This window comes from Gordonia sp. NPDC058843 (assembly GCF_042743165.1).
Classification (GTDB): domain Bacteria; phylum Actinomycetota; class Actinomycetes; order Mycobacteriales; family Mycobacteriaceae; genus Gordonia.
Map to the genome: position 1 here is coordinate 1 of NZ_JBHYNC010000071.1, position 14,762 is coordinate 14,762.

Consider the following 14,762-nt stretch of genomic DNA (forward strand, 5'->3'; position numbering starts at 1 on the left):
GTCTCACCAGGCCCTTCGAGGCTCGTCGACCTCGACGCGCTCCTTCGTCGCTTGCTCGGCCCGGCGGCTTGCGCTCCTCGCACCTCAGGGAGCAGAGGTTATGCGGTTCTTTCGGATTAGGGAGCAGGTGGAGAAGCTCGCACCTCAGGGAGCAGGGGTTATGCGGTTCTTTCGGATTAGGGAGCAGGTGGGCGAGCTCAGATCGGCGGCGTCGCCGACAGCCCGGCCGCGAGACCCAGAGCGACGGCCATGATCGCCACTTCGACGACCGCGGCGCGGACGGAGGCCTGCTCGCTGCTGCGATGACGTTGCACGGCGGGTAGCCAGCGCCGTCGATGCCAGGCGGCGATACCCACCAGGATCGCGAGCGCCGCAGCCTTGGCGAGCAGAATCCGACCGTAACCGCTGCTCACCAGGTTGGCCGGGCCGTCGATCTCCATCAGCCCGGAGATCAGGCCGGTCACGGTGAGCAGACCGACCGCCCAGGGAGCGCGGCCGGAGAAGACCGGCAGGCTGCGCGCCCACCCCGACCGGCCCCGCACCGAGATCAGCATCGCCGCGAGCAGCCCACACCACCAGGCAGCCGCCAGCGCGTGGGCACCGATGAGGAACGGACCCCACGAATCGTTGCCGGCGTGACCGGCGATCGAGGTGGCGAGCACCCCGATCGCCGCGAGCGCGCCGACCACGAGGACGGGGACCTCGATCCCGGTCAGCAGGTCGAGCACCACCCACCCGATGACAAGGACCGCGGCCACGAGCGCGACCATCTCGGGTGCACCCGAGAACAGGACATCGCCGAAGTCGCCGGCCTTGACGTCGAGCACCTCGGTGCCCGACCGCTCGGCCGTCCGGACCCAGGCGCTGACCAGCACGGCGAGCACCCACACCCCGGCCAGCAGGCCGATCACCCGGGTCGAGGGCTCCGCGTCGACCGTCGGCAGTGCCCCCAGACCGACCAGCACGACCGACACACCGAGCGCAAGGGTCGTGGGCACGGCGACCAGGTCGGGACCGTCGGGACGGGCGAGCAGCCAGCTCACCATCAGGCCGAGGGCGAGGGTCGCCCCCAGGATGAACCCGTTACGGGGTGTCATGTCCCGACCCGCACAGACGTCAGCCCCGTGTCGACGGTCGCCGGCTCGGCCAGAACACGACGCCGAGTCCGACGATGAGGACGACGGCGGCACCGGCGATGAACCACCACACCGGGATTCCCTCGTCCGACGACGCATCGACGGCCTCGATCGCCGGGCCCGGTTCACCGTTTCCGGCGACCGCGAGCTCGAAGGTGCGCTGTCCGCTGATGACATGCCCGTCTGCCGAGGTCACCCGGTAGTTGACGACGTACTCGCCGGCCGGACCGAGTTCGCGCACATCGACGCGCAGGTTCGGTCCGCCGACCGTCGGCTCACCGGACTGCCAGTAGTGATCGTCGGGGCCGACCACGTTGAGCACCGCATACGACGGCTGGATCGGCTCGTTGAAGGTCAACGTCACCGTCTGCGGACCGGTCTGCAGCGTCGCACCCTCGGCGGGGTCGGAGGACACCAGACGCGAGTGCGCCGACGCCGGGGCGGCCGCCCATGATCCGACCAGCCCGAGACACAGCAGCGCGGCGAGTACTCCGACGACGCGCCGGATGACGACCGGACGGTCAGGCATCGCCGCCGCCCCGACCATTTCGTCCCCGACCGTTCCTGCGCAGCGCGGTCAGCGCGGCCACGCCGATCACCGCACCGAGAGTGCCCACGACCAGGCCGATTCCGCCGAGCCACCGTGCTGCGGAGTCGGTGGACGCCGTGGACACCGACGACTCGGACGAGTCCGAGGCCTGCGAGCTGTCCGTTGTCGAGGCTGCGTGCGAGCCGCCGTGATGGCCGTCGCCCGTGGCGGGAGCCAGGGTCAGGGTCGGCGCGGGCATCTCCGGCTCCTCCCCGTCGGCGGGCGTCGGCTGATTCCAGTCGGCGGTCTCACCGTCGGCATAGGTCTGCAGCGCCGGGAGCTCGACGGTCTCCTGCTCGGGGAACGGTCCCCCGGAGAACCTGAACTGGCCGAACTGCCCGACCGGCACGCCCGGCGAACCCGGGTCGGCGGTCCAGGTGATCTCGGTGACCTTGTCGTCCTTCTTGGTGACGACGGACTTCCATCCGGGCAGCACCTCGGGGCGTGCCGAGGTCAGACCGGGCAGCGTCACCCGCAATGCGGTGGTGGCCGCGGCGTCGGACTCGTTGGGCACGACCAGCGTGACGACGCCGTAGCCGCCCTGGGTGACCGTCGGAGCGTTGGCCGTCACGTGCGCCGACGCGGCACCCGCTCCGGCGAGAGAGGCGAGACCGACCACGGCGGCGGCGGTGGCGGGCGCGATGATGCGGCGGGCGATCGTCGCCCGCGGGGATTTGAGCTTCATGAGGTGTCTTTCGATTCTCGATGGTGTCGGGACCGTTGCACGGACGCACTCATCGACCCCACATCTGCTGATCCGGGGTGAGGCGCGTCAGGACGCGGCAGGTGGTCCGCGAACGCCGGTGCCGCACAATGCAGGTGCGGCCGGAACCCATGGCTGTGTCCAGAAGACGGGAGCTGCCGGACGCGCCGCGAGGGCGACCGGCGGCATCAGAGACCGGATCACCGAGCCGACCGATGCCAGGAGATGGGCACCGGCGACGATCAGGACCGCGCTGAGCGGGATCGCCACCAGGTGGGTGAGGAGCATCGGCAGCGTCGAGGTGCCGTGGGCGGCATGCCCGGCGTCGAGCGCGAGAGCCCAGTGGCTCGCCACCTGTGCGGCGGTCAGGACCAGTGTCGTCGACGCCGCTGCCGTCAGGAATCGTCGCCGACCCGGCACGAGCAACAACGACGCGACTCCACCGATCGCGGCGCTCAGCAGGACGCCCGACGAACTCGGCATCGCACCGCTCGCTGCACCGTGCGCGGCGACCGCGACCGTGGGAACCACACCCGCCGCGGCGACGCGCGTGAACGCGGCGGCCGGTCGGGCGGTACGGGACATGGGGCTCATCCTAGATCGCGGACTGGGCCAACCCCGACCACGGTGTCGCTGCGCGGTGACAGAATCGTTCTCATGTCGGATGCAACCCTCGGTGTGGAGGTTCGTGAACTCTCGTCCCCCGACGAGCTCGAGGACCTGCTGCGGATCTTCGACGATGTGTGGCGACCCGACCCGACGAACCGGCCCGTGGGTACCGACATGCTGCGAGCGCTCACCCACGCGGGCAACTACGTGGCCGGCGCCTTCATCGGCGACCATCTCGCGGGCGGCAGCGTGGCCTACTTCGGCGCACCCGTCGGCGAGACGCTGCACAGCCACATCACCGGGGTCAACCGGCGCGGCCGCGGCCACCAGGTGGGTTACGCGCTGAAGATGCACCAGCGTCGCTGGGCGCTCGAGCGCGGATTGTCGACGATCACGTGGACCTTCGACCCCCTCGTCGCTCGCAACGCCTACTTCAACCTCGCCAAGCTCGGTGCGACGCCGATGCACTACTACGAGGACTTCTACGGCGAACTCGGCGACGAGCTCGGCGGGGACGCCGACACCGACCGGGTACTGGTCTCGTGGGACCTGAAGTCAGCAGTGGCGTCGGCGTCGGAGGTCTCGGGATCGTCGCAGACGGTGGACGAGCTGCTCGCGAACGGAGCCGTGTCGGTCATCGATGTCGAGCAACCCTCCAGGCCGGTCGCGCACCACGATCGGGTCACCCCCGACACCGGCGCCGTCGTCGAGGTGCCGCGCGACATCGAGTCGATGCGGGTGAGCGCGCCGCTCGACGCCGCCCGGTGGCGGATCGCGCTGCGAGATGCGCTCTCGCCGTTGCTCGTCGACGGCGACGGGCGTCGTGCGGTGCGGTTCCTGCGGTCGGGGCACTTCGTGTTCGGTCCGGCCGGTTCGGGGGCACGGTGACCGACGCAGCAGACCCGCTCCCGACCGAACTGGGTCCCGCCGAATGGCACGGCTTCCCGCACACTCTCGCCGACGTGCTGCCCGCGGTCTCGGGCGCCCTCGGTGTCACCCCCGATGGCGCGGGACCTGTTGTCCCGACCGGCGATTCGGTGGTGGTGTTGCTCATCGACGGCCTCGGCGCGACACTGCTGGACCAGTATGGCGAGCATGCGCCCACGCTACGCGAACTGACGTCGACGACGCTTCGGGCGGGGTTCCCGGCGACCACCGCCACCAGCATCTTGAGTCTCACGGCCGGGACGTCGTGCGGAGTGCACGGAATCATCGGGTACAGCTTCCGCCCCGGCGACGAGTGCCGCACCCGCGGGTCCCGGCGCGTTCTCAACTCGCTGCGCTGGACCCTCGACGACGCATCCGGCCCATCGGCGTTGATGACCTATCCCCCGGCGCTCGTCCGAACCGAACGCGGCAGCCTGGAAGAGCTTGCCGCCGAAGGTGTCCGGGTCACCTATGTGATGCCCGGCGAGTTCCGGGGAACCGGCCTGACGATGGCCGCGTTCCGCGCCTCGGGGCAGTTCGTGCCCGCCGTGACACCCGACGGCATCCGAGAGGCCGTGCTGACCGCCCTGCGCCGGCGGAGTCGTCACCGGCGCTTCGTGTACGCCTACTACAGCGAGCTCGACATGGCGGGCCACATCCACGGTCCCGGATCGGCGGAATGGCTGGAGAAGTTGCACGTCGTCGAGCGGCTGGTCGCCGACCTCGCCTCCGAGCTCGCCGATGGGACAACTCTTCTCGTCACCGGCGACCACGGGATGATCACCGCCGACCGGGCGATCGACATCGACACCACACCCGCCCTGCTCGACGGCGTCGATACAGTGGCCGGCGAGGCGCGGGTCCGACACATCTACGCGACACCGGGATCCGCCGGCGACGTACTGGACGGCTGGTCGTCCCTGCTCGGCGACGCCGCCCACGTCGTCACGCGCGAGCAGACCATCGACGAAGAGTGGTTCGGTTCGGTGGTGACCGACACGGTGGCACAACGCATCGGCGACGTGGTCGCGGTGGCCCGCGGCAACACCACCCTCACCCGCAGCAAACGCGAAACCCTGGAGTCGATGATGCTCGGCCACCACGGCGCCTGGACCACCGCCGAGCAACTCGTGCCGCTGATCGTCGCGTCGGGGTAGCTGCTCGAATTGCGTCGCCGACCCTTCGAGGCTCGTCGCTATCGCTCCTTGCACCTCAGGGAGCAGGGGACACTGTCGCTATCGCTCCTCGCACCTCAGGGAGCAGGGGTGGGTCGCTTCTCCGGATTGAGGAGCAGAAGTTGTACGGTCGCCGGACCTTTTGTGACGCAGGGAGCAGAAGTTGTGCGCTCCTCGCGCCTCAGCGAGCAGTGGTGCACTCGTTCGGATCAGGGAGCTGAGGGGTCGTCGTCGGTCACGAGGTCCAGGCGCACGCCCAGCAGGCGAACGGGACGGTCGATGTCGAACCTCGCGAGCAAATCAGCGACCACCGTCTCGAGTTCGGCGAACTCGACACTCGGCACGGGAAGCTTCCTCGATTTGGTGCGGGTGTAGAACGTCGTGGTGCGGACGGTCACCGCGACCCGGAAGGGCAGTCGTTCCTCACCGACCACCTGATCGAGCAACTCGCGCAGGAGCTCGGCGGCGGCGGCACGCATCTCGGCGGCGTCGCTGAGGTCGGTGGCGAAGGTCCGGGACTTGGAATGTGAACGGGCGAGCCAGGGTTCGGCGGTGATTGTCGAATCGCCACCGCCGCGACAGAGGACGAAGAGCCAATTGCCCTGATGCGGACCGAAAGTGGCGATCAGATCGTCACGAGGTGTGGCGATCAGATCGTTGACCGTGTTGACACCGGCGGCGGCGAGTTTCGACGCGGTCTTCGGTCCGACGCTCCACAGGTCGCGGGTGGGCTTGTCCCCCATCAGGTCCAGCCAGTTGCGGTCGTCGAGCACGAAGACCCGCGGGGCGTCGGCGCCGACCGTCCCGCCGCCGGGCGGCCGCTTCGCGAACCCGGTGGCCATCTTCGCCCGCTGCTTGTTGTCGCTGATCCCCACGCAACTCGTGAGGCCGCACCGATCGAGGATCTCAGCCCGGATCCGTTCGGCGAGGTCGACGATGGCGTCGTCGTCGAACGGGTCGACCTCCGCGCCGCGGGCACTGACCCCGAGGTACGCCTCGTCCCAACCCCAGACCTCGACCGGATGCCCGGTGGCACGCAGGACGTCCATGACATCGGCGGAGGCGGCGTCGTAAGCGCCCATGTCGAGCGGCAGGTACACGGCGTCGGGTAGCTTGCGGTGCGCGGCCCGCAAGGGCATCCCGGCACGTACGCCCACGTCGCGCGCCTCATACGACGCGCAGGTGACCACCTTGCGGGCCTCGGTCGGATCGCCGTTGCCGCCGACGATCACCGGCACCCCGACGAGCTCGGGAGCCCTCAACCGCTCGACCGCCACCTGGAACTGATCGAGATCGACGTGCAACAGCCACCGAAAGCGCTGCGAAACCGAAGTGGTCACGACGCCCAGCGTAATCCCCGCGCGCGGGGTCGCCGGTCAGTCGGCGATACACACGTCGACCTCGCCGAGCCCCGCCGAACGGCACGCCGTGCGCAACGAATGCGGGTTGTAGCGCAGCACGGAGAGCCGTCGGTCGGAGCCGTCGCCGGCCTCGGCGAACACCGCGCTCGCAGCGATGATGTGACCGGCGAGCTCGGCCCGAGTGGCGGGGTCGGACGTCGCCACGGCCTGGGTCAGCACCTTCTCCAGGAGGGCGCGATCCCGGTGAAGCGGTGGAGGCATGAGATTGAGTGCAGGAGAGGCGGTTCCGCAATTCGTCGGGTCGGTCAGCGCATGCGTCGCGGACACCAGGTAGGCCAACGCGACCAGGGCCGGTCGTCGATCGTTCTGGTCTGCGGCGTGATCTTCGGCCTGGGCGACATCCGTGGGATCAGCGTCACGGAAGGAACCGGCGAGCCCCAAGACGGCCAGCGCCTCCTCGTGTGGGGACGAAACCTGTTCGGCGGCAATCGCTTCGGTGTGCATGAGCCGTAACCGAGCGACAATCGCCTGGTGCCGACGCACCGCGGCATCGACCTCACGCATCAGTTCGGCGGTCACACCGAATGTCGCGGCGTTCTCGGCGAGCGCCGCATATCCGGACAGGACGATCGACTCCTCGATATCGATCGCCTCGACGATCGCCGACGAAGTCAGAAACGTGCGCGCACCGCGTCTCGATGCGCGCACAGACAAAGCGCTGGTCAACTGAACCCCTCCACATAGACCCTGAAACGTGACGATCGCGAGCCGCGACGATCACGAACACCGACGAAGAGCGAGTCCCGCCCCTCGAGTCGACCCCCTTACGCCCCGGCCACCCGAACGATGTCGGTTACCTGGCGCAAGGCGCACAATACGCGGAGTAGAGGTCGTATGTGAGTCGAACGACTGAACACACCGGTCCGGCCGCGCGCATAGGGACCAAAGGCCCTGTCCCGGCGCCTCGCCGCCGACGACCATGTAAGGGCGACCGGCATCAGGAGGGGGACATGCTGCGATTCCTCGCCCGCGAACTCCACAGCTGGCGTGTCATGCACGCGTCGTCGAACGGGCTGGTCCGGCGCGCCGACCGTCTGGAAACCGCGACCCTGGTGATGCTGTGGATCGCGTCCCTTGCCGGGATGATGATCGCCCTGACCGTCGGCGGCGACGCCTACGCAACGCACAAGGCGGCGATCGAGAATCAGAAGCCCCGGCATTCGGTGAGCGCGACGATCATTCGCACGTCGGGTCAGAGCGGCGGCGGCCAGAGCGGCGGCGGCCAGAGCGGCACCGTCCAGAACAGCACCGGCCGGCACACGGAGTACACGACCGTCGCGTGGCAGGACCCGAACGGTCACCGGCTCACGGCCGGCGTCGGCGCCGAGCCGCTCGACTCCGTCGGCCGGGTCCGGACCGTCTGGCTCGACGACTCCGGTTCGGTGGTCGACCCGCCCGTGACCATGACGGACGCGGTGATGGAGGGCCTGATCGCCGGGGCCGCGGTGGGGATGCTCGTCGTGCTCGGCTGGTGGGGTTCGACGGTTGTCGTCCGCATGGTGGCCGATCAGCACCGGTCACGTCGGTGGGACGCCGAGTGGCGTCAGTTCGACATCGACAGCCACCCCTGACCCGCATACATCGCTGCTACGGCTGGCGCGCGCGTCAGCCGCTGACGGCCGCCCAGATCACGAACGCCACCCAGGCGACGGCACCGAGGATGTTGATGACGAGCGCCGTCGTGGTGAGGGCATCACGACGGCCACCGGCCCGGGTGACCCCGACGACCGTGAGGATCAGGCCGACGATCGTGCCCAGGCACAGCGGGAAGCCGAGAATCCCCACGATCAACCCCGCCAGGCCGAACCCGTTGACCTTCTCCGCCTGTGAAGCGGGTTGCGCCGGAACAGGTTGCGACGGAACGGGTTGCGCCGGAACAGGTTGCACGGGCGGTGGAACCGGCTGGGTCATGACCGGCCGGTTCGATACCGGCGATGTCCCGGCCGACGTCCGGTGCAGCCCCGGCCACTGATCGGGTCGCAGGTCCGCCGGTCCGACGGCCGCGAACACCAGCCCCGGCCGGACCACGACGCCCGACCGGAGCTCGAGGCCGTGCAGCGTGCCCGCGACCGGTGCGTCGATCGTCACCCGTCCGGCCGGGGAGTCCGCGGTCGCCAGCGGCTCCCCCGCCCGCACGACCTGGCCGTTGCGCGCCGAGACCTCGGCGATCACCGCACCGGCCGGCAGCGCGGGAAACGCGATTCGTCGGGCCGATACGTCCGGCCCCGGGACGACGTTGGTCGAGCGGAGGAGCCCGCCCTGCGCCACGACGACCTTCGGGTCGCCGATACGCGCCACGCGACCCACCGCCGACAGCGCGGACTGCAGCATCGGGATGCTGCTCGTACCGCCGGTGACGTAGACGATGACGGGCCCGTTGTGGCCGGTACCCGTGGCGTCGGCCCGAGCGATCGCGTCCCGAGTCAGCTCGACGGCCCGTACCACGTACGGCCCGATCATCGACTCGAACTCGCGTCTGGTCAGGAGCAGCGTGTGTCTGGTGCCGGGGAGTTCGATGACGGCCTGCGCGGTGTCGGACAGTGCTTCCTTGGCCGCCCGCACTCGGTCGGCCAGGGCGATCGCGGCAGCCGGGGCACGGAGGCGGCCCGGTAGGTCGGCGTCGAGTTCGGCGGCTTCGTCGTGCACCCAGCGGATCATCCGCGCGTCGAGGTCCCGGCCACCGAGGTGGTTGTCGCCACCCGACCCGGTGACGGTGAACCCGTCGGCGCCGTCCCGGATCAGCACGGCCACGTCGCAGGTGCCGGCGCCGAAGTCGAAGACGCACATTCGTTCGCCACCGCTCACATCGTGCCCGCGGTAGACGTAATACCAAGCGGCAGCCAACGATTCCGACGCGATCCGAAGCACTTCGGGAGGGATGCCGGCCCGTTGCGCACCTCGTCGGAGGACGTTCTTGCGCCGTTCGCTCCAGCGGTCGGGATGGGTCAGGACGATCGAGTCGAACCCCGGCAGTCCGCTGTGGCGCAGCGCGGTCTGGTGCACATGACGCAGAACGGCGCCGATCAGGTCCTCGACCGGCCAGAACCGGTCGCCGAGTTCGATCTCGCCGTCGTCGATGCGCGACTTCGGGGTGTCCTCGAAGGCGTCGGGGGCCTGCAGCCGCCGATGGACCGCCTCATGACCGACGACGATGGCCGAGTCGGTGGCGAAGACCGCCGAGGGCATCGCCGGTCCGCCCTGCCCGAGCGGCACGATGACCGGCTCGCCCAGCCCGACCCGGTACGCGGCCGCAGTGTTACTGGTGCCGAAGTCGATACACAGTCGCCGCCTGCTCTCCTGCGCCACGTGGCCACCTCCTCAGGTGCAAATCGTCGCACACGACACCGGCATTCATCCGGTGGGCGCTCGAAGAATCCGGGCGATCGCCTTGCGCACGTTGTCCACGGCGACGATCTGGTTGCGCAGATCTGCGGCGGTCTTCTCGCGCTCCGCGGCCGACTTCTTGGACTCCGCCGCGGCGTCGTTGAGGATCTTCGTCGACTCGGCCAGAAGCCGCTCGAGCAGTTCGTCGTAGGCGATCTGCAGGTCGCCGCTCGCCTGGGCCTTGATCGACTGCAGCTGGGACCGGACGTCGGCCTTCATGTCGTTGACCGCCTTGGTCAGCCACTTCCGATGGTTCTCCTTGCCGACCTTCGACGCGCGGAAGCCGACGACCACGCCCGCCCACACCGGTACCGCGACGACGTTGACCACCGGGATGATCGCCAGCGGACCGCCCGCGGCGACGATGGACAGCAGGATCGGGTCCACCATGTTCTTCCACGGCGAGATCCTCTCCTGCTCACGGAGCTTGAGCTCACCGGCGTTGCCGGCGATCTGACCGACGAGTTCGTCGGAGATCGCCGCGTCGGCGAACAGGGCGTCGGCGATGCGCTCGATACCGGCCACGAACGACGCGCTCACGTCGCGGGCGGCCGCCTCGAGGTCGACGGTCATCTGCGCGATCAACTCCTGACCCGCCCGGTGCGGCTCGTAGAAGCGCAGCTTGTCGATTCGCGTGGACCACTGGCCGAGCAGCTTGTCGAAGCGTTCACGCATGAGGTCGTCGGTCTGCAGCGACGCCGCGGTGATGTCCTGCGTGAGGCGCGCCCGCCACTCCCGACGACGATCCTTGAGCCGTTGCAGCCGGTCGCGTTCGGCTTCGATGTCGGCGCGCTCGGCGGGGGTCGCGGTGGCGGCCTTCATCTCCAGGACGAGGCGTGTGCGGACATCGTCGAGTCCGGCGAACGTCAGCTGCAGCGCATTGCGCACCGGGGACGCGGCCCCGTCGCGGACCAGTGGGCCCAGGGCGTCGAGGAGTTCGGGAACACCCGACGCCGCGAGTGCCCGTTGGCGACGGTCGGGGTCGGTGATCGCCGCGGCCTGGGCGGCGATGCGGTTGGAGACGCCGATGATCGGGATGTGGGCGAAGCGAGGGGCGTTGGCGCCGATGAGTTTTCGGTTCTCGGCAACGATAGTCCGCCACTGGCGCATCACGAGGTCGGTCTTGGTGACCACCAGCACCACCGAGGCGACCTCCGCACTGACGCTGCGCAGGAAGTCGAGTTCGGGTGCGCTCAGCGGCGCGGTCGCATCGCACACCATGACCAGTACCGACGCGCCGCGAGCCGCGCTGACCGCGGCCTCGACGTGTTCGGGGACCAGTGATCCGACGCCCGGTGTGTCGACGACGGTGACACCGGGCAACAGCATCTCCTCGACACCCACTCGTGCCGAGACCGGCGGCACGAGAACGGAATCGACCGGCGTACCGGGTGCGAGGCGTTCGGCGGGGACGCCGGCCGCGTGGCGTCCCCCCACGGTCACCCAGTCGGCGAGCTCGGTGGCCGGGATGCGGTGGGCGGCACCGGGGAACTCCACGAGCGCGGTTCCGCCCGGCAGGTCCGCGGTGGCGGGGGTGAACCGGACGTAGACCGAGGTGGTGATCTCGGTGTCGACGGGCGCGAGGTCGCTCGCCCCGAGGAGTGTGTTCACCAGCGAGCTCTTGCCGCGACTGACCTCGCCGATGACCACTACTGTGCCCTGCGGCGCCGGACGGTCACGGACTCGCAGCGCACGGTCGGCCATCGCGTCCTGACCGTGCTTGCGCAACGCGTCGACCGCCGTGCGCAGTACCGCTTCGGGCGTCGGGGTCGCATCGGGGCGGGAAGTCACTGTCTGCTCTCCTCGTTCGCCATCGCGTCAGTTGATCCAGAGTCCGCGCCGGACCAGCTGATAGGTCTGCTCGAGTACCAGCAGCGCCTCTCGTTCCGCCGACGTCGCCGCGAAGGCACGCCTCGACCGGCAGTCGGTGGCCCGCTGCCGCGCGGCATCGGCGATCTCCGGTGGCGTGGCGTTCGGCGGCAGTGACAACAGCACGCGCACTTCGCGACTCGCGACCACGACGTTGAGCTCGCCGACCAGTTCACTGTCGGGTTGCCACCGGGCGAGCGCCTCGAGCGCGGTGACCTCGCGCAGCCGGTGCAGCGCCGGCGAGGTCTCGGCCTCGTCGATGGCCTCCAGGAAGATGTCGCGGCGCGCACTGCGGTAGGCGGACTCGCGGAGCGCGGCCAGCACGGTACGTGCCTTGAGGACGTCGCCGACCGCGAGGAATCGCCGGCCGATCGCCAGCCGCAACTCGTCGATTCCCGAAATCCGATGCAGCCACTCGCTGTAGGCGCGCGCACCCTGGCGAGCGATCTCACCTCCGGCATCCATCGCGTAGGTCCCCACGAGTTGCTCGAGCCGACCCAGTTCGTCGACGTCGACACCCGGAGGCGCAGGCATCCCGCCGTCGAGAATGGACAGCAACTCCCAGGACTCGAGCTGTCCGCGCCGAGAGATCTGCGCGGTCTCCCGCTCGGTGACACCGCAGACACCTGCCTCGGCCATCAGCCCGGACACCGCGACCACCGCGCCGGCGATCGCCGGGAACCGTCGCCACACCCGCCGCGCGATCTCCTGGGCCTTGAGCATCGGGTTGTCGACGGCGATGAGGTCGGCCTGTGAGATCACCAGAATCGTGTTCTGCGCCGACGCACCGGCCTCGGCGAGGAACGCGACCTCGTCGGCTTTCGGACCCGCGGCGTCGTCGAGCAGGAAGAGGATCACGTCCGGCCGCGCCAGCCGGCCCTGCCCGCCGAACACCCGGCGAGTCGCGATCTCGGCGGTGTCGGTGAAACCCGAGAGGCCGGGGGTGTCGACGACCCGGAAACGCTCGCGCAGGAGTCGCGACGGGGTGTGGACGATCGCATGGTCGATGTCCTCGGGCGGGCGGCCGAGATCTCCGCGCATCGGACCGGGCAGTTCGGTGACCGTGCCGTCGAGCCCGATCACCTCGACCCGCTGCGGATTGCCCTCGGTGTACAGCGCGGCGACGCGGGTGCACTCCGCGCGGTCGGTCGGGGCGACGCGGTCCCCCACGAGGGCGTTGAGCAACGTCGACTTGCCCGAACTGACTCGCCCGACGAGGGCGACGGTCAGCGGTTGCGCCAACTGGGCGCGCAGGACGGACAGGCTCGTCGGATCCGGGGAGAGCGGGGCCACCTCGTCGAGCAACTGCTCGACGCGGCCACGGACCGTCATGCGCTGCTCCACGGATTCCGACCTCCCCAGATCTCTCCCGATCCGGTGGGAACATTCCGGGGTCGGCGGCACTCCTAGGTACGTGCCGAGAATTCTCCATCAGCGCCGGCGCGCCGACAGTCGACCGGATGACAGTATCCGTGTCGACACGCGCGCGTCGGAGGATCCGTCGGTACCGATATCGGATGACCGACATACCCGCAGAGGTGGAAGACCATGACCGACAACCTTGATGGCAGCGTCCCCGAGGAGAACGATCTCGAGGAGAGCGGCTTCGACGAGTGGCTGCGCGACACCGACCCGCCGGGCGAACTGAGCGTGCCCCAATCCGTGTGGGACGCCGCCGTCGAGACCGCCTTCGACCCGTCGCACGAGCTCACCACCGACCTGACCGCCGCACCCGGGCCGGATCCGTCGGACTCCGAACCCGAACCCGCCGTCGGCGGCGTCGAGGATCCGCTGTCGGACGACGTGACCGGGGATCTTCTGGCGTCGGGCGTCGAGGACGACGTCTTCGGCGGATCCGCGGAGCCCCTCGACGATCCCTTCGAGGACGGGACACTCGATGACGACTTCTGAGATCCGCGGGACCGAAAGTCGCGATGTGCAGCCACAACCGGTGTGCAGCCCTACGATGAGCGGGTGCATTCGTTGATCGACGAATCCCCTTCCGGCGCGGATCTACTCGACCGCGCACGCGCCGGTGATCAGGCCGCCTTCACCACCCTCGTCGAACAGCATCGAGATCGATTGTGGGCCATCTGCTTACGAATCACCGGCAATCAGCACGACGCCGAGGACGCGATGCAGGACGCGCTCGTCGCCGCATGGCGGGCCATCGGCAACTTCCGTGGTGACGCGCAGCTGTCGACCTGGCTGTACCGCATCGGGTCCAACGCCGCGCTCGCCCGCATCCGCAAACGCACGGACGCCGACGACATCGCCGACCATGACCCGATGAGCCATCTGGACGTCGCGGCGCAGGTCGTGGTGTCCGACCGCATCGCCGAGGCACTGACGCAGGTCCCGGAAGCCTACCGGGCGACCTTCGTGCTGCGTGTGTACGGCGAGTTGAGTTACGCCGAGATCGCGGAGGCCCAGGGCATCGGTCTCCAGACCGTGCGCAGTCGCATCTCACGCGCACGGTCCATCTTGTCCGAATTGCTCGCGGATCTGCGGTAGCTCGCCGGCTCGCTCGGATGTACTCCCCACGAATGAACGCAACGCGACTTCGCGGCCGTGGGGAACACAGCGGGCCAGACTCGACTCCAAGTAACCAGAACGACTTCACCACCCCCGGCGCCACCACGCCGCACCCGGAAAGGACCCCACCATGAGCACCGAGATCCCCGAAGACGCAGTACTCGTCGACACCGACGGCGACGGAGCCATCGATGCCGCACTCACCGACGTCGACGGCGACGGCACCACCGACGCAGTCCTCGACACCGACGGCGACGGCCAGGCCGACTCCATCGCCTACGACACGAATGCCGACGGCGAGATCGACGTGATCGAAGCAGACACCGACGCCGACGGTCACACCGACATCGCGGTCGCCGACACCGATGGCGACGGCACCTTCGACACCGCCGTCGACGACGAGGGCAACGTCGA

Annotated in this window: 15 protein-coding genes; 6 read left to right on the forward strand and 9 right to left on the reverse strand. The window is 69.4% G+C overall.

The genetic code is table 11. From position 1 onward, the window contains the following. Positions 1-197: 197 nt before the first annotated feature. The 4 genes from ACFW3F_RS24825 to ACFW3F_RS24840 all read right to left on the reverse strand — a co-directional run bounded on the left by ACFW3F_RS24825 (position 198) and on the right by ACFW3F_RS24840 (position 3,013). Positions 198-1,097 (reverse strand): copper resistance D family protein, encoded by a 900-nt coding sequence (locus tag ACFW3F_RS24825; RefSeq protein WP_388062272.1) that lies wholly within the window; start codon positions 1,095-1,097, stop codon positions 198-200. Between the two features lie 19 nt (positions 1,098-1,116). After that, positions 1,117-1,665 (reverse strand): copper resistance protein CopC, encoded by a 549-nt coding sequence (locus tag ACFW3F_RS24830; protein ID WP_388062274.1) that lies wholly within the window; start codon positions 1,663-1,665, stop codon positions 1,117-1,119. After that, positions 1,658-2,410, reverse strand: coding sequence for a YcnI family protein (locus tag ACFW3F_RS24835; protein WP_388062276.1), 753 nt, complete (start codon positions 2,408-2,410; stop codon positions 1,658-1,660). The genes ACFW3F_RS24830 and ACFW3F_RS24835 overlap by 8 nt, the downstream gene beginning before the upstream one ends. 87 nt (positions 2,411-2,497) lie before the next feature. Next, positions 2,498-3,013: a YtxH domain-containing protein gene (locus tag ACFW3F_RS24840; RefSeq protein ID WP_388062278.1), complete on the reverse strand. Its 516-nt coding sequence runs from the start codon at positions 3,011-3,013 to the stop codon at positions 2,498-2,500. Between the two features lie 72 nt (positions 3,014-3,085). Here ACFW3F_RS24840 and ACFW3F_RS24845 point away from each other — a divergent pair, with 72 nt between their 5' ends. Together ACFW3F_RS24845 and ACFW3F_RS24850 are read left to right on the forward strand one after the other, a co-directional pair. Next, the gene (locus ACFW3F_RS24845) at positions 3,086-3,925 is read left to right on the forward strand and encodes a GNAT family N-acetyltransferase (protein WP_388062280.1); all 840 of its coding nucleotides are present in this window, start codon (positions 3,086-3,088) and stop codon (positions 3,923-3,925) included. Beyond that, positions 3,922-5,121 carry an alkaline phosphatase family protein gene (locus ACFW3F_RS24850; RefSeq protein WP_388062282.1) on the forward strand — a complete coding sequence of 400 codons (1,200 nt, stop codon included), beginning with the start codon at positions 3,922-3,924 and terminating at the stop codon, positions 5,119-5,121. Before ACFW3F_RS24845 ends, ACFW3F_RS24850 begins: the two co-directional genes overlap by 4 nt. Positions 5,122-5,348: 227 nt before the next feature. On the opposite strand, the gene ACFW3F_RS24855 is transcribed toward ACFW3F_RS24850, so the two are convergent. Both ACFW3F_RS24855 and ACFW3F_RS24860 read right to left on the reverse strand, forming a co-directional pair. Then, a complete protein-coding gene (locus ACFW3F_RS24855; RefSeq protein WP_388062283.1) occupies positions 5,349-6,479 on the reverse strand; it encodes a DNA polymerase IV in 1,131 nt (376 codons plus the stop codon). Between the two features lie 36 nt (positions 6,480-6,515). Continuing rightward, positions 6,516-7,208: a hypothetical protein gene (locus ACFW3F_RS24860; protein WP_388062285.1), complete on the reverse strand. Its 693-nt coding sequence runs from the start codon at positions 7,206-7,208 to the stop codon at positions 6,516-6,518. Between the two features lie 302 nt (positions 7,209-7,510). Here ACFW3F_RS24860 and ACFW3F_RS24865 point away from each other — a divergent pair, with 302 nt between their 5' ends. Further along, positions 7,511-8,131 (forward strand): hypothetical protein, encoded by a 621-nt coding sequence (locus ACFW3F_RS24865; RefSeq protein ID WP_388062287.1) that lies wholly within the window; start codon positions 7,511-7,513, stop codon positions 8,129-8,131. Positions 8,132-8,165: 34 nt separating this feature from the next. On the opposite strand, the gene ACFW3F_RS24870 is transcribed toward ACFW3F_RS24865, so the two are convergent. From ACFW3F_RS24870 to ACFW3F_RS24880, 3 genes are read right to left on the reverse strand one after another with little or no spacing between them, the layout of a single operon-like run. Next, on the reverse strand, positions 8,166-9,866 hold the full coding sequence (locus tag ACFW3F_RS24870; protein ID WP_388062289.1) for an Hsp70 family protein: 1,701 nt from the start codon (positions 9,864-9,866) through the stop codon (positions 8,166-8,168). A gap of 45 nt (positions 9,867-9,911) precedes the next feature. Then, complete coding sequence (locus tag ACFW3F_RS24875; RefSeq protein ID WP_388062291.1) at positions 9,912-11,735, reverse strand: dynamin family protein; 1,824 nt, start codon at positions 11,733-11,735, stop codon at positions 9,912-9,914. Positions 11,736-11,762: 27 nt separating this feature from the next. Next, complete coding sequence (locus ACFW3F_RS24880; RefSeq protein ID WP_388062293.1) at positions 11,763-13,145, reverse strand: dynamin family protein; 1,383 nt, start codon at positions 13,143-13,145, stop codon at positions 11,763-11,765. Between the two features lie 216 nt (positions 13,146-13,361). Between ACFW3F_RS24880 and ACFW3F_RS24885 the strand changes: the two genes are divergently transcribed. From ACFW3F_RS24885 to ACFW3F_RS24895, 3 genes are all read left to right on the forward strand, one after another. Continuing rightward, the gene (locus ACFW3F_RS24885) at positions 13,362-13,724 is read left to right on the forward strand and encodes a hypothetical protein (RefSeq protein WP_388062295.1); all 363 of its coding nucleotides are present in this window, start codon (positions 13,362-13,364) and stop codon (positions 13,722-13,724) included. A gap of 63 nt (positions 13,725-13,787) precedes the next feature. Then, positions 13,788-14,327 carry an RNA polymerase sigma factor gene (locus ACFW3F_RS24890; RefSeq protein WP_388062297.1) on the forward strand — a complete coding sequence of 180 codons (540 nt, stop codon included), beginning with the start codon at positions 13,788-13,790 and terminating at the stop codon, positions 14,325-14,327. Between the two features lie 151 nt (positions 14,328-14,478). Then, positions 14,479-14,762: hypothetical protein (locus tag ACFW3F_RS24895; protein WP_388062299.1), on the forward strand; the 284-nt coding region annotated here is incomplete at its 3' end.